The organism is Psychrobacter sp. NPDC077938 (genome assembly GCF_044542635.1).
In the GTDB taxonomy this organism is placed as follows: domain Bacteria; phylum Pseudomonadota; class Gammaproteobacteria; order Pseudomonadales; family Moraxellaceae; genus Psychrobacter.
The window spans coordinates 114799-136698 of record NZ_JBITUW010000002.1 but is presented as its reverse complement, the minus strand read 5'-3'; the positions used below and the strand labels follow the sequence as shown (position 1 = coordinate 136698).

General features: G+C 43.1%; 20 protein-coding genes and 2 tRNA genes. 3 read left to right on the top strand and 19 right to left on the bottom strand.

Annotation, left to right across the window (positions count from 1 at the left end):
- Positions 1–133: 133 nt before the first annotated feature.
- Positions 134–997 carry a methyltransferase domain-containing protein gene (locus tag ACIGBM_RS04135; RefSeq protein ID WP_397476858.1) on the top strand — a complete coding sequence of 288 codons (864 nt, stop codon included), beginning with the start codon at positions 134–136 and terminating at the stop codon, positions 995–997.
- Between the two features lie 33 nt (positions 998–1030).
- Here ACIGBM_RS04135 and ACIGBM_RS04130 read toward each other — a convergent pair whose 3' ends face one another.
- The 7 genes from ACIGBM_RS04130 to ACIGBM_RS04100 all read right to left on the bottom strand — a co-directional run bounded on the left by ACIGBM_RS04130 (position 1031) and on the right by ACIGBM_RS04100 (position 11392).
- Positions 1031–2293 (bottom strand): ABC transporter ATP-binding protein, encoded by a 1263-nt coding sequence (locus ACIGBM_RS04130; RefSeq protein WP_397476857.1) that lies wholly within the window; start codon positions 2291–2293, stop codon positions 1031–1033.
- 187 nt (positions 2294–2480) lie between these two features.
- Positions 2481–4157, bottom strand: a complete 1677-nt coding sequence (locus ACIGBM_RS04125) for an ABC transporter permease (protein ID WP_397476856.1) — start codon at positions 4155–4157, stop codon at positions 2481–2483.
- Between the two features lie 184 nt (positions 4158–4341).
- A complete protein-coding gene (locus ACIGBM_RS04120; RefSeq protein WP_397476855.1) occupies positions 4342–5466 on the bottom strand; it encodes an extracellular solute-binding protein in 1125 nt (374 codons plus the stop codon).
- Between the two features lie 264 nt (positions 5467–5730).
- On the bottom strand, positions 5731–6453 hold the full coding sequence (locus ACIGBM_RS04115; protein ID WP_397476854.1) for a 16S rRNA (uracil(1498)-N(3))-methyltransferase: 723 nt from the start codon (positions 6451–6453) through the stop codon (positions 5731–5733).
- Complete coding sequence (locus tag ACIGBM_RS04110; protein WP_397476853.1) at positions 6450–8006, bottom strand: 3-deoxy-D-manno-octulosonic acid transferase; 1557 nt, start codon at positions 8004–8006, stop codon at positions 6450–6452. Before ACIGBM_RS04110 ends, ACIGBM_RS04115 begins: the two co-directional genes overlap by 4 nt.
- Positions 8007–8138: 132 nt before the next feature.
- The gene (locus tag ACIGBM_RS04105; RefSeq protein ID WP_397476852.1) at positions 8139–9638 is read right to left on the bottom strand and encodes a tetratricopeptide repeat protein; all 1500 of its coding nucleotides are present in this window, start codon (positions 9636–9638) and stop codon (positions 8139–8141) included.
- A gap of 116 nt (positions 9639–9754) precedes the next feature.
- A complete protein-coding gene (locus ACIGBM_RS04100) occupies positions 9755–11392 on the bottom strand; it encodes a cardiolipin synthase (protein ID WP_397476851.1) in 1638 nt (545 codons plus the stop codon).
- 283 nt (positions 11393–11675) lie between these two features.
- Between ACIGBM_RS04100 and ACIGBM_RS04095 the strand changes: the two genes are divergently transcribed.
- A tRNA-Val gene (locus tag ACIGBM_RS04095) sits at positions 11676–11751 on the top strand.
- Between the two features lie 37 nt (positions 11752–11788).
- Positions 11789–11865, top strand: a tRNA-Asp gene (locus ACIGBM_RS04090).
- A 354-nt stretch (positions 11866–12219) separates the two neighbouring features.
- Here the strand turns inward: ACIGBM_RS04090 and ACIGBM_RS04085 are convergent.
- The 12 genes from ACIGBM_RS04085 to ACIGBM_RS04030 form a co-directional block, all read right to left on the bottom strand.
- Positions 12220–12726, bottom strand: a complete 507-nt coding sequence (locus tag ACIGBM_RS04085; RefSeq protein ID WP_397476850.1) for a hypothetical protein — start codon at positions 12724–12726, stop codon at positions 12220–12222.
- Between the two features lie 9 nt (positions 12727–12735).
- Positions 12736–12966, bottom strand: coding sequence for a hypothetical protein (locus tag ACIGBM_RS04080; protein ID WP_201567075.1), 231 nt, complete (start codon positions 12964–12966; stop codon positions 12736–12738).
- Between the two features lie 54 nt (positions 12967–13020).
- Complete coding sequence (gene modB, locus ACIGBM_RS04075; protein ID WP_201567084.1) at positions 13021–13722, bottom strand: molybdate ABC transporter permease subunit; 702 nt, start codon at positions 13720–13722, stop codon at positions 13021–13023.
- A 46-nt stretch (positions 13723–13768) separates the two neighbouring features.
- Positions 13769–14641 carry a molybdate ABC transporter substrate-binding protein gene (gene modA, locus ACIGBM_RS04070; protein ID WP_397476849.1) on the bottom strand — a complete coding sequence of 291 codons (873 nt, stop codon included), beginning with the start codon at positions 14639–14641 and terminating at the stop codon, positions 13769–13771.
- The gene (locus ACIGBM_RS04065) at positions 14634–15125 is read right to left on the bottom strand and encodes a molybdenum cofactor biosynthesis protein MoaE (protein WP_114700768.1); all 492 of its coding nucleotides are present in this window, start codon (positions 15123–15125) and stop codon (positions 14634–14636) included. The genes modA and ACIGBM_RS04065 overlap by 8 nt, the downstream gene beginning before the upstream one ends.
- 77 nt (positions 15126–15202) lie before the next feature.
- Positions 15203–15484 carry a MoaD/ThiS family protein gene (locus tag ACIGBM_RS04060; RefSeq protein ID WP_397476848.1) on the bottom strand — a complete coding sequence of 94 codons (282 nt, stop codon included), beginning with the start codon at positions 15482–15484 and terminating at the stop codon, positions 15203–15205.
- Positions 15485–15577: 93 nt separating this feature from the next.
- Complete coding sequence (gene moaC, locus ACIGBM_RS04055) at positions 15578–16084, bottom strand: cyclic pyranopterin monophosphate synthase MoaC (protein WP_397476847.1); 507 nt, start codon at positions 16082–16084, stop codon at positions 15578–15580.
- Positions 16085–16114: 30 nt separating this feature from the next.
- A complete protein-coding gene (locus ACIGBM_RS04050) occupies positions 16115–16867 on the bottom strand; it encodes a molybdenum cofactor guanylyltransferase (protein ID WP_397476846.1) in 753 nt (250 codons plus the stop codon).
- 33 nt (positions 16868–16900) lie between these two features.
- Entirely contained in the window at positions 16901–17431 is a 531-nt protein-coding gene (gene moaB, locus ACIGBM_RS04045; protein ID WP_114700764.1) for a molybdenum cofactor biosynthesis protein B, read from the bottom strand.
- 129 nt (positions 17432–17560) lie between these two features.
- Complete coding sequence (gene moaA, locus ACIGBM_RS04040) at positions 17561–18673, bottom strand: GTP 3',8-cyclase MoaA (RefSeq protein ID WP_397476845.1); 1113 nt, start codon at positions 18671–18673, stop codon at positions 17561–17563.
- Between the two features lie 130 nt (positions 18674–18803).
- The gene (gene glp / locus ACIGBM_RS04035) at positions 18804–20099 is read right to left on the bottom strand and encodes a gephyrin-like molybdotransferase Glp (RefSeq protein WP_397476844.1); all 1296 of its coding nucleotides are present in this window, start codon (positions 20097–20099) and stop codon (positions 18804–18806) included.
- Positions 20100–20535: 436 nt separating this feature from the next.
- Positions 20536–21834: a lytic murein transglycosylase gene (locus tag ACIGBM_RS04030; protein ID WP_397476843.1), complete on the bottom strand. Its 1299-nt coding sequence runs from the start codon at positions 21832–21834 to the stop codon at positions 20536–20538.
- Positions 21835–21900: the final 66 nt, after the last annotated feature.

The following is a 21900-nucleotide window of genomic DNA, read 5'->3' as shown; positions in this document are numbered from 1 at the left end:
AAGAAATCTAAAACAGCTACAAGGCAGCCGACCGCAGATTGTACTTATAATACCTCTAGGGAGGGTAATACCGTAGCGGTTTAGTAGTTCGCTGACTATACTGTAAACCTCTTAATTATTGATCTAAATACCTATGACAATTAAACATCAAGATAGCCAGCCTGACTCAAACCTTTCTATACCAGCAGAAAACGATCGAGCAGATCGTAGTTTCGATGCCATTGCCGATCATTTCGAAAAGAAAGTGTATGGTGGTTTAAAAGGCGAGATTCGATTGGCTGTGCTACGCCGTGATATTTTTGAATATAGCGCACAGATGAGTGAGGCACTTGGGCGACCGCTACGTATCTTAGATGTGGGTGCAGGGCTTGCACAAATTGCGATAGAACTTGCTGCTCAAGGTCATAGCGTAGTCATCAATGATATATCAGCAAATATGCTTGAGAAAGCAAAAGCGAGCGCAGAACACATCGAGCAAGAACTAGACATCACGTGGTATGTCTGCCCTTATCAGGCGCTTGAAGAAAAACTGGCTCAGAAAGAGACAGAAAAGTTTGATTTGATTATGTCGCACGCGCTACTTGAATGGTTAGCAGAACCAGCGGCGGTCATGGACTTTTTTGATAAGCACTTAATAGATGGTGGCGCGCTATCCGTCTGCTTTTATAATCCTGCAAGCTTTGATTATCGTAACCTTATCATGGGAAATTTTAACTTACTCGATAGCTTACTTGATGGTAACGATTACAAAGCGGACAATAAAAAAAGTCTCACTCCCAACCATCCCGTGGCCAAAGAAGAAGTCGAGTCGTGGCTCAAAGCGCATGATTATCAGACGGTACGTAGCAGTGGTCTACGAATATTTCATGACTATGCACCACTCAAACGTGGCGGTCATAACGACCCAGATGCAGTGATTAGAATGGAGTTACGCTACTCACAGTTAGAGCCGTACAAACGGCTTGGCCGTTACTTACATATTCTAGCTAAACGGTAAATTGAGACAACAGCTCAAGAATGGTAAATGCTACTAAACCTCTTCATCCATTCTTGATGACCTATCGTATTCTGACCAAGTAGTGGCATTGATGTCTTTTTCATCGAAGACTACGACATGCTCTAGCAAAGGCAGAATACCAATATGCGAGCCGATTGCATGATTATGATGGCTCGCAACCAAGGATAAGACCGTCTGTCCGTCGTCTAACTGCAGACGGTACAAATAGTTGGCACCGCGAAACACACGTCCGATAACCAAAGCTGTCTGCGTACTGTCATCATCATGAATGATGTCATCAGGGCGCACAAGTACTTTGATCGGTGTGCCATTTGGATAATCATATTCGCAGTACTGTGGTTGTCCTGATTCATCATAGACTTCCATGCGGCGATAGATATTCCCCAGTGCTGTCTCAACATGACCTTCTTTGATAATACCGTCTATCATAGCGCCTTCGCCTACGAATTCTGCAACAAAAGGACTGACAGGCTCATGATACAGCTCACTTGGCCTTGCCCACTGTACCAATCGTCCTTTATCCATTACCCCTACTTTATCCGCTAGTGCAAACGCTTCATTTTGATCGTGAGTGACCAAAATCGCTGTGGTATTGGTACGTTTGAGAATATCACGGACATTCATTGCCAATGACTCACGCAGTACCACATCTAGATTAGAGAACGGCTCGTCGAGTAGTAGTAGTTTTGGTTTTGGGGCGAGCGCTCTTGCAAGAGCCACACGCTGCTGCTGACCACCAGAGAGCTCATTAGGACGTTTGTCTGCATGCTCAGTCAATTCAACTAAGCTTAGCATCTCAGCCACCCGAGCTTTTTTGTCAGTAGCTGACCATTTATTGAGACCAAAGGCGATGTTCTTTGCCACGCTTAAATGACCAAAAAGAGCATAATCCTGAAACACCATGCCCATACCACGCTTGGCTGGCGCCACTGCAAATGATTGGCGAGCAGTCTTTTCTGTTAAGCGTTGATTGTTTAGATAGATAGTGCCGCCGCGACTTTGCTCCAGTCCCGCGATTGCTCGAAGCGCTGTTGTCTTCCCGCAGCCGCTATAACCTAAGAAGCAACCAATCTCTCCTTGCTCCAGCACCAACGATAGACCATTAACGACGATAGTATCGTCATAGCCTACGATGAGATTTTGCACACTAAAATAAGGATCTGTCGCGATATGTTTCTCAGTATTTTGTTGTGAGGTACTGCTTTGTTCTACAGTTTTATTCGGCTGAACTGGATTGATTCTATTTTGTGACAGTGGTGATTTTGCTACAGGCATATGATTAGCCCGAGCCTTTTCTGACTTAGAATTTGTGGAGTCGTTCATTGAATCAGTGTACATAGACGGTACCAGTTCGCTATTAGTAAGTAAAACCATCGATAAAACAGAGCAAATTATAATATAGCTGACACTACGAGTGTGCTGTTAAACTTAAATCAAATTATTGCTATTAGATTTGTCGTTACTAGCTGTGTTTGTCACTTTGACGCAGTAGTATCCAGACAGGAAGCAAGCCAACTAACACGATTAGCAAACTCGGCAATGCGGCTCGTCCCCACATACCTTCGCTCGTCATTTCAAACACTCGTACTGCAAGCGTATCCCAGCCTTGACGCCGTGTCATCAGTGTAATGGGCATCTCTTTCATTACTTCGACAAAGCCCATCAATAATGCAGTCAATACGCCAGGGCTAAGCACAGGTAGCATTACATGACGCCAACGCTGATAAGGACTGTCGCTCAGTAATTTTGCAGCCGCTTCTTGATTGACTGTCAATCTTTGCAATTGTCTGTCAACTGGCTGAAAACTCACCGTCATAAAACGTGTCGATAGCGCCAGTAGCATAACAATGACACTGCCAGAAAGCACTTGCTGTGAGGTGATACCAAAGGCAATCATTTGATTATCAAGCCATGCAATGGGTATAAATATCCCTACCGCCAACACAGTCCCCGGTACGACATAGCCCAAATTGGCTAAAGTGATCATTAGCTTAGTCGATTTATCAGGATACTGCCGTTTGATCCACGCAATGATAATGGCCAAAAAGGCAATAAACAGCGTGGTCATACTAGCAATCATGAGGCTGTTGGTGACAAAATCAATGTAACGCGCATCAAAATCTTGGCGGAAATTCAGTGCTGTCCAATAGATAAGCTGCAAAAAAGGTATTAAGAAGGCAACCAAAAAGATGAGCGTACACAGCAGTGTCATGGCCAGCTTAGCAGGTTTACTGGCGTCAAAGCGTTGGCTGCTACCTTGGGTAAGTGAGCTACCACGCTTCGCTTGCCAATACTGCTCAAACAATACCACAATAAATATCACACCAATGAGCAAGGCTGCTAGCTGAGCTGCTGTGGTCAAACTGAAAAAACCAAACCATGCTTTATAAATGGCGGTAGTAAAAGTATCGACATTGAATACGGATACTGCACCGAAATCTGCTAAGGTTTCCATACTAGCTAGCAACAAGCCGCCAATGATCCACGGTAATGCTTGCGGTAGCGCCAGACGAAAAAATACACGGCTACGACTCAAACCTAGCATCTGCCCCGCTTCTATCGCTCGCCTGCCTTGCGACAAAAATGCCTGACGCGCGAGCAAATATACATAAGGGTAAAACGCTAGCGATAATACCAAACCTGCGCCCCATACGTTCCTTATCGACGGTATGGCAGTACTGATACCAGAATCGCGTAAAGCTGTCTGTAGCGGCCCACTAAAATCAACAATCCCGATAGTGACAAATGCCAACACATAAGCAGGGATGGCAAGTGGCAACATCAATGCCCACGAAAAAAAACGCTGACCAGGGAAACGATACATACTAGTGACCCAAGCCAGAGCAGTACCAATAGTGCCTGAAACAACAGTCACCATAAGCAATAAAATCGCCGTGTTTTTGAGCACTTGCGGCAGTACATAATCTGCCATGTGTGTCCAAATCTCTGCCACTGGCTGTGTCCACGACAGTAGCACGATCAAAATCGGTACTAGCATAAACAACGAAATCAGCCCTAAGACTGATTTCGAGATAATACGTTTACGAAGGGCGTGGTCTTGGCTGACAGTCTGCTGGTCATTAACACCGTCATTGACAGTATCGTTTTGACTAACAGACGCATCTGGCGTTGTGATCATATTATCATTACCGTGTCATACGTATAGAGACCTTGTAAGCTTATACCAACCTCAAAATCGTCATTACCCAAATAATTCATCTGTAATGACTAACCTTTGAATCCATTCTTTAAAAGCTATGTTTTGAGAACTATTGTCTAAAAGTTATGATTTTACGATTGGTATCAGTATTACTGGCGATCCCTTATTTATAACCTGCTTTATCCATCATTTGGATAGCTTGAGTTTGTAGTTCACCGAATTTCTGTACATTGATATCATCTTTTTTGAACTCGCCCCATGATCTGAGCATGTCTGACTCATCGATACCTACTTTTACTGGGAATTCTTTGTCAGAGCTGGCATAAAGACCTTGTGCCTCATCAGATGACAACCATTCTATCAGTTTAAGCGTACCATCTGGATTGTCCGAACCTGCAACCACGCCAGCGCCTGAGATGTTTACGTGCGTACCAGTCGTATCTTGGTTTGCCCAGAATATCTTCACAGGGAAGTTTGGTTTTTCGTCCAATAGACGACCATAGTAGTAACTATTGGCAATACCCACTTCACACTGACCAGCAGCGATAGCTTCTAGCATCGCAACGTCATCACTGAATACATCAGTCGCTAGGTTATCAACCCACCCTTTAATAACCGCTTCGGTCTTCTCTTCGCCCAAATGCTCCATCATGCTAGCAACAAGCGATTGGTTATAAACTTTCTTAGAGGTACGTAAGCATAGTTTGCCTTTCCATTTTGGATCGGCCAAATCTGCATAAGTAGACAACTGGTCAGCAGTGACTTTGCTTGGGTCATAGAAGATAGTACGTGCACGTAGTGACAGACCTGTCCACTGACCTTTTGGATCGCGGTATTTTGCAGGGACGTTAGCTTCTAACACAGCAGATGATACTGGCTGCAATAGGCCTTGCTCTGCAGCTTGCCATAAGTTACCAGCATCAACGGTCAATAGCATATCAGCTGGAGTATTCTGACCTTCCGCTTTTAGACGCGCCATCAAAGGCCCAGTTTGGTCTGTAACCAGTTCAACTTTTACACCTGTTTGCTCAGTATAGCGATCTAACAATGGCTTAATCAGCTGCTCATTACGTGATGAGTAGATAGTAATTGTCTGACCATCAGCAGTCGTAGCTTCGTCAGTTGCTGCTTGCTGCTCAGCACCTGTTTCTGTTGACTCTACTTCTACGCTCTCTTCTGTGGTTGAAGAATTACTACAACCTGCCAGACCCAACATCATGCCAAATACGGCTGCAGGTAAGATAAGCTTCGTAGAGGTTAGATTAGCGCTGATAGCGTTCAATGACATGGTTTTCCCCATAGTAATGCTATAAAAAAAGTAAGACGGATGGTGAGACAAAATAACAGTTATGATAACGCTGACTTGCTAAGCGCTAGCAGTAATCAGGCCATAATATATCAAAGCAACATACTAATGGAAGTGAGATTAATTATCAATACATTTGTTTAACTGGAAAATATACCTGTGATGAGTCTTGAGCATTGATTTTTAAAAACTATTTTTTACTGGCTCTTTCAATAGTTTGGCCTAGCGACGCGCTTTAGTATCAATCTAAAGGAGCCATTGCCCTAAGATTGCATTGACCGCAGCTTCCGTTCGCAAGATACGAGAACCTATATGTACAGGCGTACAACCCTGCGCTGTCAGCAGTTCTATCTCATAGTCGATCCAGCCACCTTCAGCGCCTATGCAGACTAGATTTGGTAGCTGTCGTGATGGTTGCTGTTGTAAAAACTCAGAAAAAGACTGCTGACTATAAGGATGCGCGACAATCGCTCGACTGTTCATTAGGCTTGCAAGTGTGTCTTCAACAAATGGCTTAAAACGTTTTTGTAGCGTAATACTAGGAACAATCGTATCGATGCTCTGCTGTAAGCCTTCTAATACAAACTCGTCTATCCGCTCAAGCATGGGACTTTGCCAATAGCTTTTTTGGGTACGGTAGCTATTGATAAGAATGATATCGCGTACACCAAGCGCCGTCATATCCATGATCAATCGCCGTAGCACCTTAGGACGCGGTAACGCCAAAATGACAGTTAAATCTAATTTGGCTGGCGGTGCAGTATTCAGCTGGACGTTATCTAGCCGAATACTGTCAGCGGTAATATCCTCAATGACAGCAGTACCAAGATTGCCGCCGATCTGGCCAATTTTAAGCGTATCACTGACTTTTGCGCCCAGCACTTTAGTCACATGGCTGACTTGAGACAAGGCATCGATTTTTGCTGCGTTTGCTGAGAAATTTTCAGCGGGCAATAATATACAGTTCATAAGCTATCTTGGTTAGAAGACATCTCGATTGCGTCTTCAATCATAGTAAATTGGCGGGTCAATACCGCTTGCTGCTGTATCGTCATTTGCTCGCCAGCCTGCCCTGCCTCTGCAGCCAATGACAAATTGCTCAGCCAAGTCGCCAACTGCGTATAGATACTCACAGCGTCTTCACGGTTATAAGCTGTTTTCTTACGAGAAGTTTTTTTGTTCGCCTTTAACTGATCATCACTGACTATCTGTGCATCTGTACTACTTGCGCGATTTGACTCGATTTGACAATAAAAATCATTACTTGGCTGATATACAGCGCCTACGCTAGCCAGTTTATCTATCACGCTTTGGCAAGACTGAGTATAACGCCCCATCAGTACAGGCGTAGCCACACTTGCAGGCTCCACTGGATTATGCCCACCAATATCTACCAGCGAGCCGCCCACAAATGCTACATTTGCCAATGTATACCAAGTCATCATCTCACCCATGCTATCTGCTAGATAGACTTGCGTATCTGCATCAATCACGTCTCCATCACTGCGCCGAGCCATATTTAACCCAGTTTTCTGAATGAGATCTGCTACTTCGTCAAAACGCTCAGGATGCCTAGGCACGATAACAAGCAACGTATCTGCTAATGTCGCTTGAGACAGTAGTTGCTGCTGCAATGACAACGCTGCTGCCTCTTCGCCATCGTGAGTACTCGCAGCTACCCACACAGGACGATCTGCTATACCAAACTCTGCTCGCAGATCAGCTTTCTTATTATAAATACGGTTATCTTCTATCGCTTTGTCATCAGTTTTGGACGCATTGATTACCCACTTTAATGAGCCTGCTACGCGAATTTGGGCGCTACTAGCCCCTAGTTGCCTAAAGCGTTTAGCAGAGTCGCTGTCTTGCGCAATAATTAAGGAGAGGTTTTTCATCATACTGGCGCTGACTGCACCAATTTTTTGATAGCTCTGAAAAGAAGAAGCAGATAGTCGACCATTGACCAGAATACTTGGGATACGATGCTGAGATAATTTGGTCAAGATATTTGCCCATAGCTCTGTTTCTACAAACAGTGCAGCGATAGGCTGTACGTGCATCAAGAAAGTCTCGATAACAGCAGGACTGTCGACTGGCACATAGCTGTGACTCATCTGACCTTGAGCTATCTGTTCTGCAAAACGACTGGCGCCACGAGCAAAACCTGTCTGAGTCGTATTGGTCAACCATATCTGATAGCCATTAGCCAATAACATATCTAATAAAGGCGCAACCGTATTGGTTTCGCCTAATGAGACTGCATGGCACCAAATTACCCCTTTATCGCTATCAGCATTGACCACTGGACGCAGTGGATACTGCTTACCAAAACGCTGCTCGATTTCCTGCTGATAATTGTCGTTTTTATGAGATCGACGCCATACTTGCAGACGATATAGTGGCTTTAGCAGCCCAATAAGAGACTGATAATATAAAGGTGTCTCATATACCGCTCGACTAGGCGATGATACAGGGTCAATTGGATTTGCAGAGTGGTCAGACGAAGTATTAGATGATGGCATGGAACAGCCCAGATTAGTTATGAATCAAACAATAAAAGGGTAAATGTAGAGCGCGCCAATTCTACCTGAATTTAAGCTGTAACAATAAGCTTTTAAAAAGTTACTGAGTAAATAGTTATTAGATAACGATTGTTAGATAATGATTATTATCAATAAAGCGACTGCGATGATTGCGCCAATTAACAGCTGATAACGCTTGGTGCTATGCTGCTCTTGCTTCTGTGTGGTCAGCAGCACTTGTGCTTGCTGCCATTGCTGAACCAGATTGGCCGCTTCTGCATGACCATTATCTGCCGCTTGCTCTAACCAGTATTTACCGCTATCTATATCTTGGGATACCCCTACTCCTTGGTAGTACATTTTACTGAGTAGACGCTGAGCACGGCTGTCGTTTTTGCTAGCGGCTTGATTGGCCCATTCTACGCCAGATTTTTTTTGGTTATCACTGCCTGCTGTCAAACCTTCACCTAACAGTTCATACATGGCCAAACGTAGCATAGCAGCTGTATTACCATCTTCAGCAGCCGCTTGTAGTAATAGCAACGCTTTGTTTTTTGCCGTGTTGTGATCATCTGAAAATATAACTTGGTGACGAGGTTTGTTCTGCTTGGCAATATGCTGCTCGAACTGATCTAATACTTTGCGTGCTTGCTGATATTGCACATCACCAGTTGGTTGTGGCACCGTTATCTCATCTAACTCTACGAGCAGTTGCGTAAACATCTCTGGCGTTGATGTGTTTTTTACAGGTGACGCAGGCTTGACTGTTGGTTGTGATACTTTAGTCAGCTCAGGCTTTATTGGATTCTCAGACTCAGGAGGTACTACGTTTGCTTGCAACTCAGTTACAGTGTCAGGCATAGCAGATGGAGCTGCGAGACTTTCACTATTAGTTACAACTGTATTAGCTTGGTGATGCTCAGCTCCTATTGATACTTTCTCTGGCTTGTTAAGAGGAGCATTTAATTGACTAGTACCGACATGTGTATTTGAATCTGCGCTCGGAACGATGCTTTCAGTGATTTGATGATTGCTTGATTTATGCGTTGTTAATTCGGGCATTGGATTAACATCGTTGTTTAAAGTAGTTGGTAGTCTAAGGCTAACCGCTTGATATAGCCCACTATCTACTTGCCCGCCTTGTACTGCGTCAAACTGCCGATCAATATGACCAAACAGACGCAGTCCTATTGGCTCTAGTGCAAAAAACAAGCGTTCTTTGACCACGCTATCATCGTAACCAACCGCCATATGCTGATAAAAATCATCGGTGATCAACGTTAGCTCAGGGTAACGTTTACGCAGCTCAAACTGACCATACCAATGTGGCTTGTTTTGCCACTGCTGCGCCAATACACGACCGGCATAAAACGCCAAAAACATCATAAAATTACGATAGCGCTCATCGACCAACAGCGTCATCTCATCCCACATACCACTCTTGATCATATCTCGGCGCACTTGGGACAATAGCGTATCGATACGCTGTAAACTCTCAAGCGACTCGTCTAGCGTACAAGCGCGCAGCTCAGTTTCGTAGGCGATACCGCCCGCAATAGGACGCTCAGCCAAGAAATCTTGCCAGTAGCCTTCTGCAATATAGTCCAGTGGTGTTAAAGGTGATGCAGACATAGACGGACGTGACCTCTTTGCAGATAGATAAACAAAAAAAGTATAAGGTATAAAAGTGCTACGACTAAAATAATAGAACGGTACTGGTAGATTACCTTACCCTAAAAATTCAAGTGCTACAATAAAGGACTGAACAAGCGCACGACATTATCAAACAATCGTTGTGACCCGTGACGCTGTTGCCACTCATCACTATCTAGGATTCTGCAGTTTTCTAAATACACTTCCTGACAGTCCGCTACTTGGGCAACCATTTCTGGCGTATAAATCGCCAAACTGACTTCCATATTTAGATAAAAGCTGCGCATATCAATATTGACGGTGCCAAATAGACAGTAGTCATCATCGATAACCACTGTTTTTGCGTGTAGCAAACCACCTCTAAACAAGGCAATCGTTACTCCAGCATCCAACAACTCTTGATAATAAGCTTGAGAGGCATGCTGTACCAGAAACGAGTCTACTTTTTCAGGAACAATAATCGTCACATCAACACCGCGCTTAGCCGCTATCGTCAGCGCACCCGATAGGGACTCATCAGGGACAAAGTAAGGTGTAGTAATACGGATGCGCTTATTGGCACGATGAATCACAGTAACTAACGTATTATAAATCACATGAGCCGTTAGCTGCGGTGCTGAAGGTATTAGCTGCGCCAAGACTTTGTCCACGACAGGCATCTTTGGTACGACAATCGAAGTGGCACCTACATCTGGCTGCTCATGATCATCAATCGTATCCGCCAATACCTTCACTCGGCTATTTAGATCATTGATGGTCGGATGCATCACATATAACTTACGAGTGTAGTTATTAACCCGCTGATGCAGCTCAGCAAGATTGTCATTACTTTCAGCACCGATATCGGTAACAATCACCTTGGCCATCGCTGTATTAATACTAATCGAATGCTGGCTAGTCGTTCGTAGCGCCACATCAATCCATTGACCGACGTTTTTGTTTTGCTTAAAAAACCTTGGATCAACCAAATTGAAGCTACCGATATAGCCGATATGTTCATCGATAACCACCATTTTACGATGATTGCGCAAATCAGAACGTTTAAATAATGTCTTAAACAACCCTACTGGCAATGACTGATGGACATAAACCCCTGCTTTTTCTAATTTACGGTGCACGCTGCTATTAATAAAGCTAAAGCTGCCCACACTATCGGCCAATATATGACACTCTACGCCGCGCTGAGCCGCTACGGATAGCGCCTCTATGACTTCTAGCACCTGTCCTTTTGGATAAACAATATAAAATTCCATCAAGACAATACGCTGGGCGGCATGGATATCTTCAATCAAACGCTGAAAGATAGAAGCAGGATCCGTCAACAGCTGCATTTTATGATTGGGAAATACACCAAACCCGGTCCAGCGCGTTCCTATTTGGCTAACACCGCGGTAGTTGGCTGGTAATAAGTCTTGCCCTTTATCAAAAATCAGATGCTCACGCCTTGCCATATCATTCATCAAGATACTGGCTTGATCCACGCGTTCACGATAGCGCCGTCCAATCATCGGCTCACCGAGCAGAATGTAAGCCACAAAACCAAATACTGGCAACGTGTAAAGCACCGCGACCCAAGCAATAGACACACCAATATTGCGCTGCACAGAAACCACGCGCAGCGTCATTACTATCATAAGTACAATATGCAGCACCAGACCTAGACCCGCTAAGTCTCCCCAGGTCCAGCTCGTAAAAGTATCTTTAATAGTAAAAGTGTTTATATTGGCCTCCATCAACCGTGTTCAACGAATAAAGCATCCATAGTATAGTAGCTTTTCACCGCCAAACAACAAATAATGATAATAAGTGTATTTTTAGAAATGCTATATAATACATGGCTTTGAGTGCTATTTTTGATAGATTACAAGCGCGATTTATAATTATTTTCTAAAAACATTAAAATAATATTTGACACTCAACAGTAAATCTATATAATACACTCCCACAGCAACGGAGCTTAGTGACAAACTTAAGAGCTCAGTTGATGTTGAATAAATTGCCTAGCAATTGTTCGAAGGGTGATTAGCTCAGTTGGTAGAGCGTCTGCCTTACACGCAGAATGTCGGCGGTTCGAATCCGTCATCACCCACCACTTCTTAGCAAGTGGCTAAACAAGCTAAGAGACCTAAGCAGCGGTAGTTCAGTTGGTTAGAATACCGGCCTGTCACGCCGGGGGTCGCGGGTTCGAGTCCCGTCCGCTGCGCCATATTTAAAACGAATTTAAACCTTTGGGTTTAAGCAAGTTTCGCCTCAAGCATTAGATTGTTTGAGGTTTTTTTGTGTCTGTATATTCTGCTTGGACATTGTTTATGACGATAAATACTATTAGATAAAATAAGCAACGAAATTGTAAAAGATGTTGATAAAAAAAGAACTGAATCAGTTGTAATTGAACTGAAAGAAATAGTCGCCAAATCTAATCAACAGCTAACAAAAGAGCTCTACCAAAAACTGCTCACTTAACTAGAGTAGCCCAACAATTATATGTTAAAAAATTAATATGCTTGAAAGCCACCTTACTGCTGATCTTAATGATCAATATATAAATTTCACGAGAAATCTACTTTTTATATAGGCTGTGCATTGAGTTGTATAAAGATTCTACTAAATGAAAAATAGCATCTATATCATTCAGATATTTCCCTTTTTCATGTTGGAAAATATACCTACTTTCTACAAAAACTGATGCATAATCCAATAAATCTTTTTCTAGATTCCTACCTGTATCACTCTTATAGCTATCAATAAGATATCTAAATAATTCTGAATCTTTGGTGGAATAACCGTCAAATAATCTGTCTAGATTATGGCCATAATTGTTGGGATTTACTATTTTTCTATCCTCTAACTTACCTTGATTTTCCACAACTCCCACGTCAAAAGCTTTAAAAAAAAGCTCGGCTGAAATTCCTAATAAGGTCAAAAGCGGATAAATAGTATCGACACTATCAGGTTCTAAATCTTGATAGATTTTTGATGCAGTACGGAAATATTTATCTCCATGAAACAGGATTTCAGCATCATAATAAGCATATCTTATCTTTATTCTTTCTTCGAGATTTTCCATATCTTTACCCTAGAATATATTTGTTAAAAAGTATTCAGATATCATGTCAAAGCGATTTTGCTGATCTGTTTTGTCTAGCTCAATCGCTTTTAGTACCTCACCTCGTGCTTTGCATATCAAGACTAAGCGCCAAATTTCTAAAGCCAACTCGCGCTCATCAATACTCTCATCGTCGTCTTTTTCTGCAAACTCTTTATCACTTACTTTATCGACTAGAAGAAATGCTTTTAAACCCTTCAATCACGATAGCTACTGTGCTACCTAACACTTAACTCGCATATAAATATTTCAGTGCTATGGACGCTGGCTTATTCGGCTCACACTAGCGATTAACGCTACCATCACTACACCCATGATAATTAAAATACTAGACATCATATGCGCCGCCTCATAGTTGAGCGCTTCTACCTGCTCATATATAGCAATCGATACCACCTTAGTTTCGCCTGAGATGCTGCCGCCTATCATCAGTACAACCCCAAACTCTCCAATGGTATGAGCAAAGCTTACCAAACTACCCAAAATAATACCCACCCGCGCTTGCGGTAAAGCCACTTTCATAAAACGTCTCATACGACTTGGTTCTAGAAGATGAGCGACTTCTGTGACACTTTGTGGAATACGCAGAAACTGTGCATAGACAGGCTGTATATAAAAAGGTAACGAGTAAATAATAGAACCAATGACCAGACCTTCAAAGGTAAAAATTAGCGGGCTAATATTATGTTCACTCAACCATTTACCGATACCCACACTAGGACTAAGCAGTAACAGTAGATAAAAACCAATCACGGTAGGTGGTAGCACCAGAGGCATCGCAATGATGCCCATGAGCAGTACCTTAAGACGTCCTATTGCTTTTATACGGCTCGGCTTAGCCAACCAGTAAGCGATAGGCGTTGCAAATAGCAATAGACATAAGGTAGTCACGAAAGCGAGCTTGATGCTCACCCAAAATGGACTGAGCATATCTGACATAAGAGACTGGTCGATCATATAATGTCACTGCTCGTTCTATGATGAGAGGGATTAGTCTAACGTATTACTGGACGGCCAGATAGCCTGCTTGCAAGAAGTGCTGCTGCCCTGCTTTTGAGCGCAGGTAGTCGGTGAAGTCTGCTGCTGGGGCGGTGTTATTAACGATTATCCCATCTTGTAAGATAGCTGGATAAGACGCTGGTAATAAGGTAATAAACTGCTCAGGCTTGGCTTTAATCGCAACAAGCTGAGACTGTGCTACAAAACCATAGTCCACACTACCCGTATGCGCATATTGAAATGCCTGACCGATATTCTCTGACTGTATCAAACTTTTCTGAGCATTCAACCTATCATACATATTTTGTGATTGCAGATAGGCTTTTGCAGACGCACCATAGGGAGCAAGGTCAGGGTTCGCAATAGCTACCTTGGTGTCCTGAGTAAAGTCAGCACTGGTAAACACATCATCCAGCGACGTTGGCATAAAATCGTCTAAAGGTTTGGTGACACTATAGAGTGCCAATTGACCTCTGGTATACGTAAAAGGCTTGGTTAGTTTACGTTCTTCACTAATAACACCAGCTGAATTTTCATCAGCCAATTTAGCAGGAAAATCTTGATTGGCAGACAAGAATATATCATAAGGTGCCCCTGCTTTGATTTGCGCATATAATTTGCCAGAAGAGGCATAAGTAACTTCAATATCTGAGATACCTGAAATATTTTGGACAGATGAGCTGTTATCAGCCTGATAGCTATCAATGATATGAGGGAGTACATCAGATAAGTTAGCAGCCGCAGCGATACGCAATGTGTGAGATTGCTCAGTGATATCATCAGCAAGCGCCATATTGGCGTCTTTGTCTTGCGTACAAGCATTTAGTGACAATAGAAAACAAGCAGATACACAGACAGTAGCTAATGACTTAACCATTATTGCTGAGCCATTTAGACGAGTCGTCTTCGTAGTATTCTTGCTTCCACACAGGAATGTCCGCTTTGATGGTATCTAATATCCAGCGACAAGCATCAAATGCTGGATAACGGTGCGCTGACACTACCCCAACCCACACAGCCACGTCGCCAATCTCTAACGCACCAATTCGATGTATCGCAATAGCATGCGTAATTTCAAAACGCTTTTTGGCTTCTTCTATAATTGCGCGACCTTGATTGATGGCCAAATCTTCATAACCATAATAGGTAAGACGATCAACGCTCGTAGCGTTATTATGGTTGCGCACGCGCCCTTCAAAGCAAACGAAAGCGCCGCAGCTGTCATTATCTAACGTACTTTTTAGTCTATCTTCGTCTATAGCAATATCTAGTAGCGCAAAACCATCACGCTCAGCGATAAGGTAAGCGTCGTCAGCACTACGTTTGATGCTCATTGAATGATCGTGGACATTGTCGGTCATTTTTATTCTCTATTTATTATTTTTTCTTTATAGCTGCTAAATAGCCACTGACAAAATGGACACTAGTAAATGCTTGTCTAACCACCAGCGACTGGCGTGATGAAAACTACGCTATCACCATCATTTATCTGGTCAGTCCATTTAGCAAAGTAGTCATTTACTGCAACGCGTAGCTCCGACTGCGGACGGCTAAAGCGATGCTTTTGACTAAGCTGTTCATATAGTTCAGTCAATGACGTATCCTGCTGTACGCTTACTGTCTCTTGCTGACAATTGGCTTCGTCAGCCAAATTGGCAAAATACATGACATTAATATTCATCGTTGATTCGATATTAGTTGTCATATCGATAGCACTCATAAATCTCTCCATCTGATGCAAGCTTCCTTGCTTGGCACTTAGCATATCTTTATTGATTAATTAATTAACGACGCACTCTGCAATATTGTCACTTCAAGCATGACTGTAGTCTGACTTACCACCTGTCTTTTTAACCAGATGAATATCATCTATAACGATGTCATGCGATAGTGCTTTGGTCATATCATAGATAGTCAAACAGGCAACGCTGACCGCTGTTAGCGCTTCCATCTCAACCCCTGTCTTATGCGTAACCTTGACTACGGCACTGACTGTGATGCTACTGAGCGCGTCGTTGTACTTAAAGCTTAAGCCTATCTTGTCTAGCGGTAGTGGATGGCAAAGCGGTATAAGATCATGAGTGCGTTTGGCCGCCATGATACCAGCGATATGAGCTGTTTGCGTGATGCTTCCTTTTTTGGTCATGCCATCAGCCGCTTTAATCTGCGTATAAATCTCACTGGGAAAGCGTACTTGTCCAGTAGCATTGGCTTCTCGCGTCGTTGCTGTCTTGCCACTGACATCGACCATGGTAATATCACCATCACTGTCTAAGTGAGATAAAGTAGATTGCTGATTTATCTGAACGCTGTCACTCATTTATATAACCTTTCTTATGTGATATTTTTATTATTTTGGTAGAGCAGCACATGCCTGCTTAAAATCTTCAGGCGTATTAAAGTTGGTTAGATTTTGCCACTCTTTGGTAAATGGTACGGAGTGTACAAAAGGTTGAATAAACTGCACCACTCTACGCTGACTGTTATCTATATAGGCCTTCAAATCAGGCTCGATACTTAGCTGATACAGGCCTAACAATGGATATAAGTGACTGTCATCTTTTAAGCAAATTACTTTTTTATCGGCAGCACGGCTTATTTCACATTGTAATTTCTGCCACAAGTCAGTTGTTGGTATTAAGCTATCACAGCTGATAACCAGTAACCACGATGCTTGTACGGCTTTTGATACGCCTGAATCATTCAAATCGTTCAAATCACTCAATGTTTGTAAGGCTGATTCAATAGCGACCAAAGCGCCGCTAGTTTTGATCTGCTCATCATGCTTATTGGAGTCAACATCAGCACCATAATCAGCAATATGAATAATAGGCGCATTGGGTTTTTCTAAATGGACATCTAAACCAGTTTGAAAGCCGCGACCATTATCTGCAATCAATATAGGAACCTTTAGCTTGCTCGCATGACAAACATGATAGTCTAGCAGCTGCTCACCTGACGGTAGTGTCAACATAGCCTTAGCCGTTCCCATACGTCTAGATGCACCGCCTGCCAAGATAACCACACCTGCCAAACCATCCAGATTATTTGAGCAATCTGTTACTACGCTATTACCTTTCAGATTTGATTGTATATCACTCATAGCTCAATTATTTATAACTCAATTATTTATATCTCAATTATGGCTAGGATTTTGTGCCAAAAAATGCGGTACAAAATTGCACGGACGAGTACGACTGTCAAACTGATCTTTTAAGATATTTTCCCAACCCGTACGGCAAGCACCAGACGATCCTGGTAGACAGAATATACCCGTACCATTGGCCATGCCAGCAACTGCTCGCGATTGTACGGTAGACATACCGATTTCATCTTTTGAGATTAAACGGAACATTTCACCAAAGCCATCGATTGATTTGTCAAATAGTACACTCACAGCTTCAGGCATGCTATCTCTGATGAAGAACCCTGTGCCACCAGTTGTGATAACCGCATGAACGTCTGGACTAGCAATCCAGCCACTAATGACTGCGCGAATTTGGTAAATATCGTCGGTGATTAATTGACGATCTGCCAAATGATGCCCTGCTTCAGTCAAGCTATCTACTAAGTACTGGCCTGACGTATCTTCTGCCAGCGTACGGCTATCAGAAACGGTCAATACAGCAATATTAAGCGGTGTAAATTGTGCAGCAGGCTTACTCATAAATAATCCTTTATAGATGTCATTTTATAATTGTATTAAAAAGCAGTTGTATTAAAAAAATTTATGTAGAAAAACGATTGCACTGGAAGACAATCACTATCAGCGTCATGATTGCAGACTCAAAATTTTTTATCCGCCGATTATCGACAGATTGTGCATGATGCCACTGTTAGAGTTATGCAGATGATGATGCTCAGGCTTGATTGGCATAAAGCTATGTAAAGTGTTCACCAATCCTTGGATATCGTTTTGCTGTAAGTATGGACGGATGTCGTAGTTGCCTTGATCGAACAGACACAAATGCACCTTACCTTGGCTACTTACGCGCAAGCGGTTACAGGTATCACAGAAGTGCGCGGCATATGGGGCAATCATACCGATACGACCGATATACTCAGGGTGGCTGTACTCTACTGCTGGACCATCGGCACTACCGCGCTCGTGCGGCTGCCAGCCATTTTCTAACAAGTAATCAGTGATAATATCAGACTGAGCATGCTGAGCAAAAAACAAATCGCTATTGTCACTGGTCTGCATAAATTCAATAAAGCGATAGGTCACTTGTCTGTCTTTGACATAGTCGATCGCCGTGATTAAGTTCTCAAAAGCAGTCTCTGCCATCAAGACACTATTTATTTTGAGTTTGATATCAGTCGTTTCTAACAACGTATCCATGTCAGCCAATATCTGCGGCAAGGTATCAAAGCCTGTCATTTTATGAAAAGTAGCGGCATCAAAACTGTCCATACTGATATTGAGCTGATCAAGTCCAGCAGCTTGCCAATTGGCTATATGTTTACCCAATTTATAACCGTTACTGGTCATCGCAACTGTCTCAATACCGTCAGTCTGCTTAATCGTTTCGATAATTTTGACAACATCACGACGAATAGAGGGCTCACCACCCGTAATTCTAACTTTTTTGGTACCTACTTGAGCAAAGCCGCGTACCAAGGTGGCAATTTCAGAGATACTCAGCTCATCATCAGGGCGTTTACCTTGATAGCCATTTGGCAGGCAATACTCACAGCGAAAATTACAGAAGTCAGTAATAGATAGGCGCAAGTAAGTCAGACGCCGTGCAAACCCATCGGTTAGCGGCTGGTGATAGTCACTTGTCTGCTCAGTGGGCATGACCAAGGAAGACCCTATGTAGCCATCAGATAATGCCGGCGCCAAGCTCGGTGAATACAGTTGCGAGCTGTCTATTTTGTGTTTGTCATCTATGTTGTCATCAATCATATGTTACTGCCATCAGTACTACTTACTATAAGCACTACTTTATTATTCGTGTTTAGCATACCAGTGTAAGGTTATAGGGTTGCTCTTCAGCTCTGTGCGACCACCTTACAATAAATTGGCAAACGATGAATTAACGATGTAGCCAAGGAAACGGTTGTACAACGACGTCATTACCAGCTGCTACGTTCCCACTGTCTTTGTCCAATACAATAAAGCAATTGGCACGGCTCAGCTGTTTGATTCTATGTGACTGCTGTCTTGAGAAGCACTCAACTTGATAATGACCTGTATCGTCTCGTGACAATACGCCACGCTGAAAGTCTTTGCGGCCGGGAGATTTTCTGATATCACTGATGAGTTTGGCTTTAATAGCTAGCGGCATAGGCTGCTCTGACACACTAGCACCTGACATTTGCCACAATGCAGGTATCACAAACTGTAGCGTACCCACAACCGTAGAGAGCGGATTGCCCGGTAGGCCAAAATACAGTACTGGCTTATCGAGATTTTTATTCAATTCACCAAATACAAAAGGCTTACCAGGTTTCATCGCCACTTTGTAATGGTTAATCTGACCTAGCGTTTCGATCACAGTGGTCAAAAAATCATAGTCACCAACTGAGACACCTGCCGTCGATATCAGTACATCACAGTCCTGCATGGCATCATTGACTGCGATAGTTGTCTGCTCTAGGCTATCAGGGATAATGCCATAATCACGAATAGTGATAGGCAGATCTGACAGCAAGCTTTTGAGCGTTGGGGTATTAGAGTTATATATTTGGGCTAGACTTTGTAGCTCATTGCCAATAGCCACGAGCTCATCACCTGTTGCCAACACGCCTACAACGAGCGGCTGGAACACGTTAACTTGGCTAATACCAAGGTTGGCCAGTAAGCTAATATCTGCAGGATTTAGTCGTTTACCGGTTTTTAAAACGGCTTCCCCAGACTCAATCTCTTCGCCTTGTGAGCGGATATTATCGTCAACTTTGGCGGTTTGCGTGAGCGTAATGTTATAAGGTCGAGATTTATCAACGGTTGCTCTGATATCTGCAAAATTTGTATTCTCTTGCATAATGACCGTATCACAGCAATCTGGTACGACTGCACCAGTAAAGATCCGCACCCCTTGCCCCGTAGCTGTCTTACCAGTATAAGCACTGCCAGCTTGCGACTCACCAACGATTTCGATAGTACTGTTTTCCGATAATTCACTACCTTTGGCAATCGCATAGCCATCCATTGCAGATAGGTTCTGTCTCGGCACATCAAAGGGTGAAGTAATATCTTGAGCCAGTATATGGTTTAGGCTGCCCAGCAACTCTAGAGTGTTGACGGCTCTTTTTTGTAGCGGAAAATCAGTAATATGATAATTATCTATCCGTTGCTGTATCGCAGCTTGTAATTCTTCCATGGTAATCATAAGGTCACGCTCTTTCTATTGTTCTAATTATTTATAATCGAAACTGTTATTTAAAATGGTCGTTGAGAACTGTCACTAAAAACTATGAATAGTTGAGAACTGTCACTAAAAACTATGAATAAAAGTCACCGTTAAAAAACACATTATCTAGAGTCTATCATTCAAAGTATCAACTTTCTTGTATTAACCTTGTCCTGATAAGTTTTGAATAAAGCCAGATTGAACTGGTCTTAATATTTGATACTTATTGCATGGTCCATTGTGTTAAAGATGTCAGCAAAATCAGACATAGATTGAGACAAAAAAAGCACCTTGGCAAGGTGCTTTTTGTAGAACAAAGTAAATTATCGTTTGTTGGCTAGTGGCTAATTAATAATGGCTAAATACGATTAAAAAGAGCCACTTTTATAAAGTGTATAAATACCCTCAGCCTATCTCACCATCCAGCCAATGAAGACGCACTGTTTTGAGTGATGAATCCATCTGGCGTTTGGCCGTTATCTGCTTGCCAGCGCTGGAATGCCATACGAGTATTGGTACCCACGATACCATCAGCGCCTTTGGTATCGTAACCCATACTAGTCAAACGACGTTGTAGGTTAGTCACTTGCGTAGTCGATAACGGACGCTCATAACGAGGCCAAGATTTTTGCAACCCGCTTTGTCCATTAATCGTTTTGCCTAGCAGACTAACGCCCAATGCATAACTTGATGAATTGTTATAGACTTTGATCACATCAAAGTTTGGGCTTAACAGTAACACTGGACCGTCTTTACCAGCGGGCAACCAAAGCTCCATCTGAGTATTGGCATCTAAGTAAACGTCCGCTATCGTATCGACGCCCATCGCAGCCCATCTAGCGGCAGGTTGTTTACTACCAACCACTGAGTAATCAAACGAGGCTGGCACCGTTGCTTCATAAAAAGGCGCTAAGCCACGAACCCAACCTGAGTTACTAAGATAGTTGGCCGTCGAGGCTAGTGCATCACCAGTCGCCCAAGGATTGCGATGTCCATTGCCATCACCATCGACCCCTTGTTTGAGCCAAGTCTCAGGGATAAACTGTGTTTGTCCCATACCGCCTGCCCAAGAGCCATCTAACTGTGACCATGATACGTCACCACGTTGTAGCAAGGTCGCTAACGATAGCAACTGCGTTTCAGCGAACTCTTGACGACGACCATCATAGGCAAGGCTGGCAAGCGAACTTGGCAAATCACTATTGCCGGTTACAGCACCGTACGATGACTCCATGCCCCATATAGCAGCGATAATCTCCGCATTAACCCCATACTGAGACTCTAGCTGAGACAAATAAGCACGCTGCTCAGCAAATTTACGCTTCCCTACACTGACGCGTCCACTTGATACCGCAGAATCTACGTATTCCCATGGCATCTTAGAAAACTCAGGCTGACCTGAATCTAATGAGATGACTTGCTGATTTAGATAAGCAGAGTCAAGCAATCGACCAATAACTTGGGCATCATAGCCTGATGATATTGCACGCATAGAAAAGTCTGACTTCCAATCAGAAAAGCTACTATAGCTAGGCTTGGGTGCAGGCTGCAGTTTTACGACTGGCGCAGGTGTTGGTTTGACCTGAACAGTTTGGGTTTGAGTAATCTCAACGCCGCCTTGACGAACAGGCTTACTTTGCATTGCCTGCTGGCTTGTACACCCGACCATCACTAATGCTGGCACAAAGGTGAGGTATTGCTTTTTTAATCTCATAAAAAATCTCAAACATGAATAAATAAAATGGCGCACAGTGGCCAAGCTATCCGTAGCTATTATTTA

What these genes read in the sequence shown, in the direction of transcription:
- ACIGBM_RS04135 (WP_397476858.1), top strand. Translation starts at nt 134, where the DNA reads ATGACAATTAAACATCAAGATAGCCAGCCTGACTCAAACCTTTCTATA.
- ACIGBM_RS04130 (WP_397476857.1), bottom strand. Translation starts at nt 2,293, where the DNA reads ATGCCTGTAGCAAAATCACCACTGTCACAAAATAGAATCAATCCAGTT.
- ACIGBM_RS04125 (WP_397476856.1), bottom strand. Translation starts at nt 4,157, where the DNA reads ATGATCACAACGCCAGATGCGTCTGTTAGTCAAAACGATACTGTCAAT.
- ACIGBM_RS04120 (WP_397476855.1), bottom strand. Translation starts at nt 5,466, where the DNA reads ATGTCATTGAACGCTATCAGCGCTAATCTAACCTCTACGAAGCTTATC.
- ACIGBM_RS04115 (WP_397476854.1), bottom strand. Translation starts at nt 6,453, where the DNA reads ATGAACTGTATATTATTGCCCGCTGAAAATTTCTCAGCAAACGCAGCA.
- ACIGBM_RS04110 (WP_397476853.1), bottom strand. Translation starts at nt 8,006, where the DNA reads ATGCCATCATCTAATACTTCGTCTGACCACTCTGCAAATCCAATTGAC.
- ACIGBM_RS04105 (WP_397476852.1), bottom strand. Translation starts at nt 9,638, where the DNA reads ATGTCTGCATCACCTTTAACACCACTGGACTATATTGCAGAAGGCTAC.
- ACIGBM_RS04100 (WP_397476851.1), bottom strand. Translation starts at nt 11,392, where the DNA reads ATGGAGGCCAATATAAACACTTTTACTATTAAAGATACTTTTACGAGC.
- ACIGBM_RS04085 (WP_397476850.1), bottom strand. Translation starts at nt 12,726, where the DNA reads ATGGAAAATCTCGAAGAAAGAATAAAGATAAGATATGCTTATTATGAT.
- modB (WP_201567084.1), bottom strand. Translation starts at nt 13,722, where the DNA reads ATGATCGACCAGTCTCTTATGTCAGATATGCTCAGTCCATTTTGGGTG.
- modA (WP_397476849.1), bottom strand. Translation starts at nt 14,641, where the DNA reads ATGGTTAAGTCATTAGCTACTGTCTGTGTATCTGCTTGTTTTCTATTG.
- ACIGBM_RS04065 (WP_114700768.1), bottom strand. Translation starts at nt 15,125, where the DNA reads ATGACCGACAATGTCCACGATCATTCAATGAGCATCAAACGTAGTGCT.
- ACIGBM_RS04060 (WP_397476848.1), bottom strand. Translation starts at nt 15,484, where the DNA reads ATGAGTGCTATCGATATGACAACTAATATCGAATCAACGATGAATATT.
- moaC (WP_397476847.1), bottom strand. Translation starts at nt 16,084, where the DNA reads ATGAGTGACAGCGTTCAGATAAATCAGCAATCTACTTTATCTCACTTA.
- ACIGBM_RS04050 (WP_397476846.1), bottom strand. Translation starts at nt 16,867, where the DNA reads ATGAGTGATATACAATCAAATCTGAAAGGTAATAGCGTAGTAACAGAT.
- moaB (WP_114700764.1), bottom strand. Translation starts at nt 17,431, where the DNA reads ATGAGTAAGCCTGCTGCACAATTTACACCGCTTAATATTGCTGTATTG.
- moaA (WP_397476845.1), bottom strand. Translation starts at nt 18,673, where the DNA reads ATGATTGATGACAACATAGATGACAAACACAAAATAGACAGCTCGCAA.
- glp (WP_397476844.1), bottom strand. Translation starts at nt 20,099, where the DNA reads ATGATTACCATGGAAGAATTACAAGCTGCGATACAGCAACGGATAGAT.
- ACIGBM_RS04030 (WP_397476843.1), bottom strand. Translation starts at nt 21,834, where the DNA reads ATGAGATTAAAAAAGCAATACCTCACCTTTGTGCCAGCATTAGTGATG.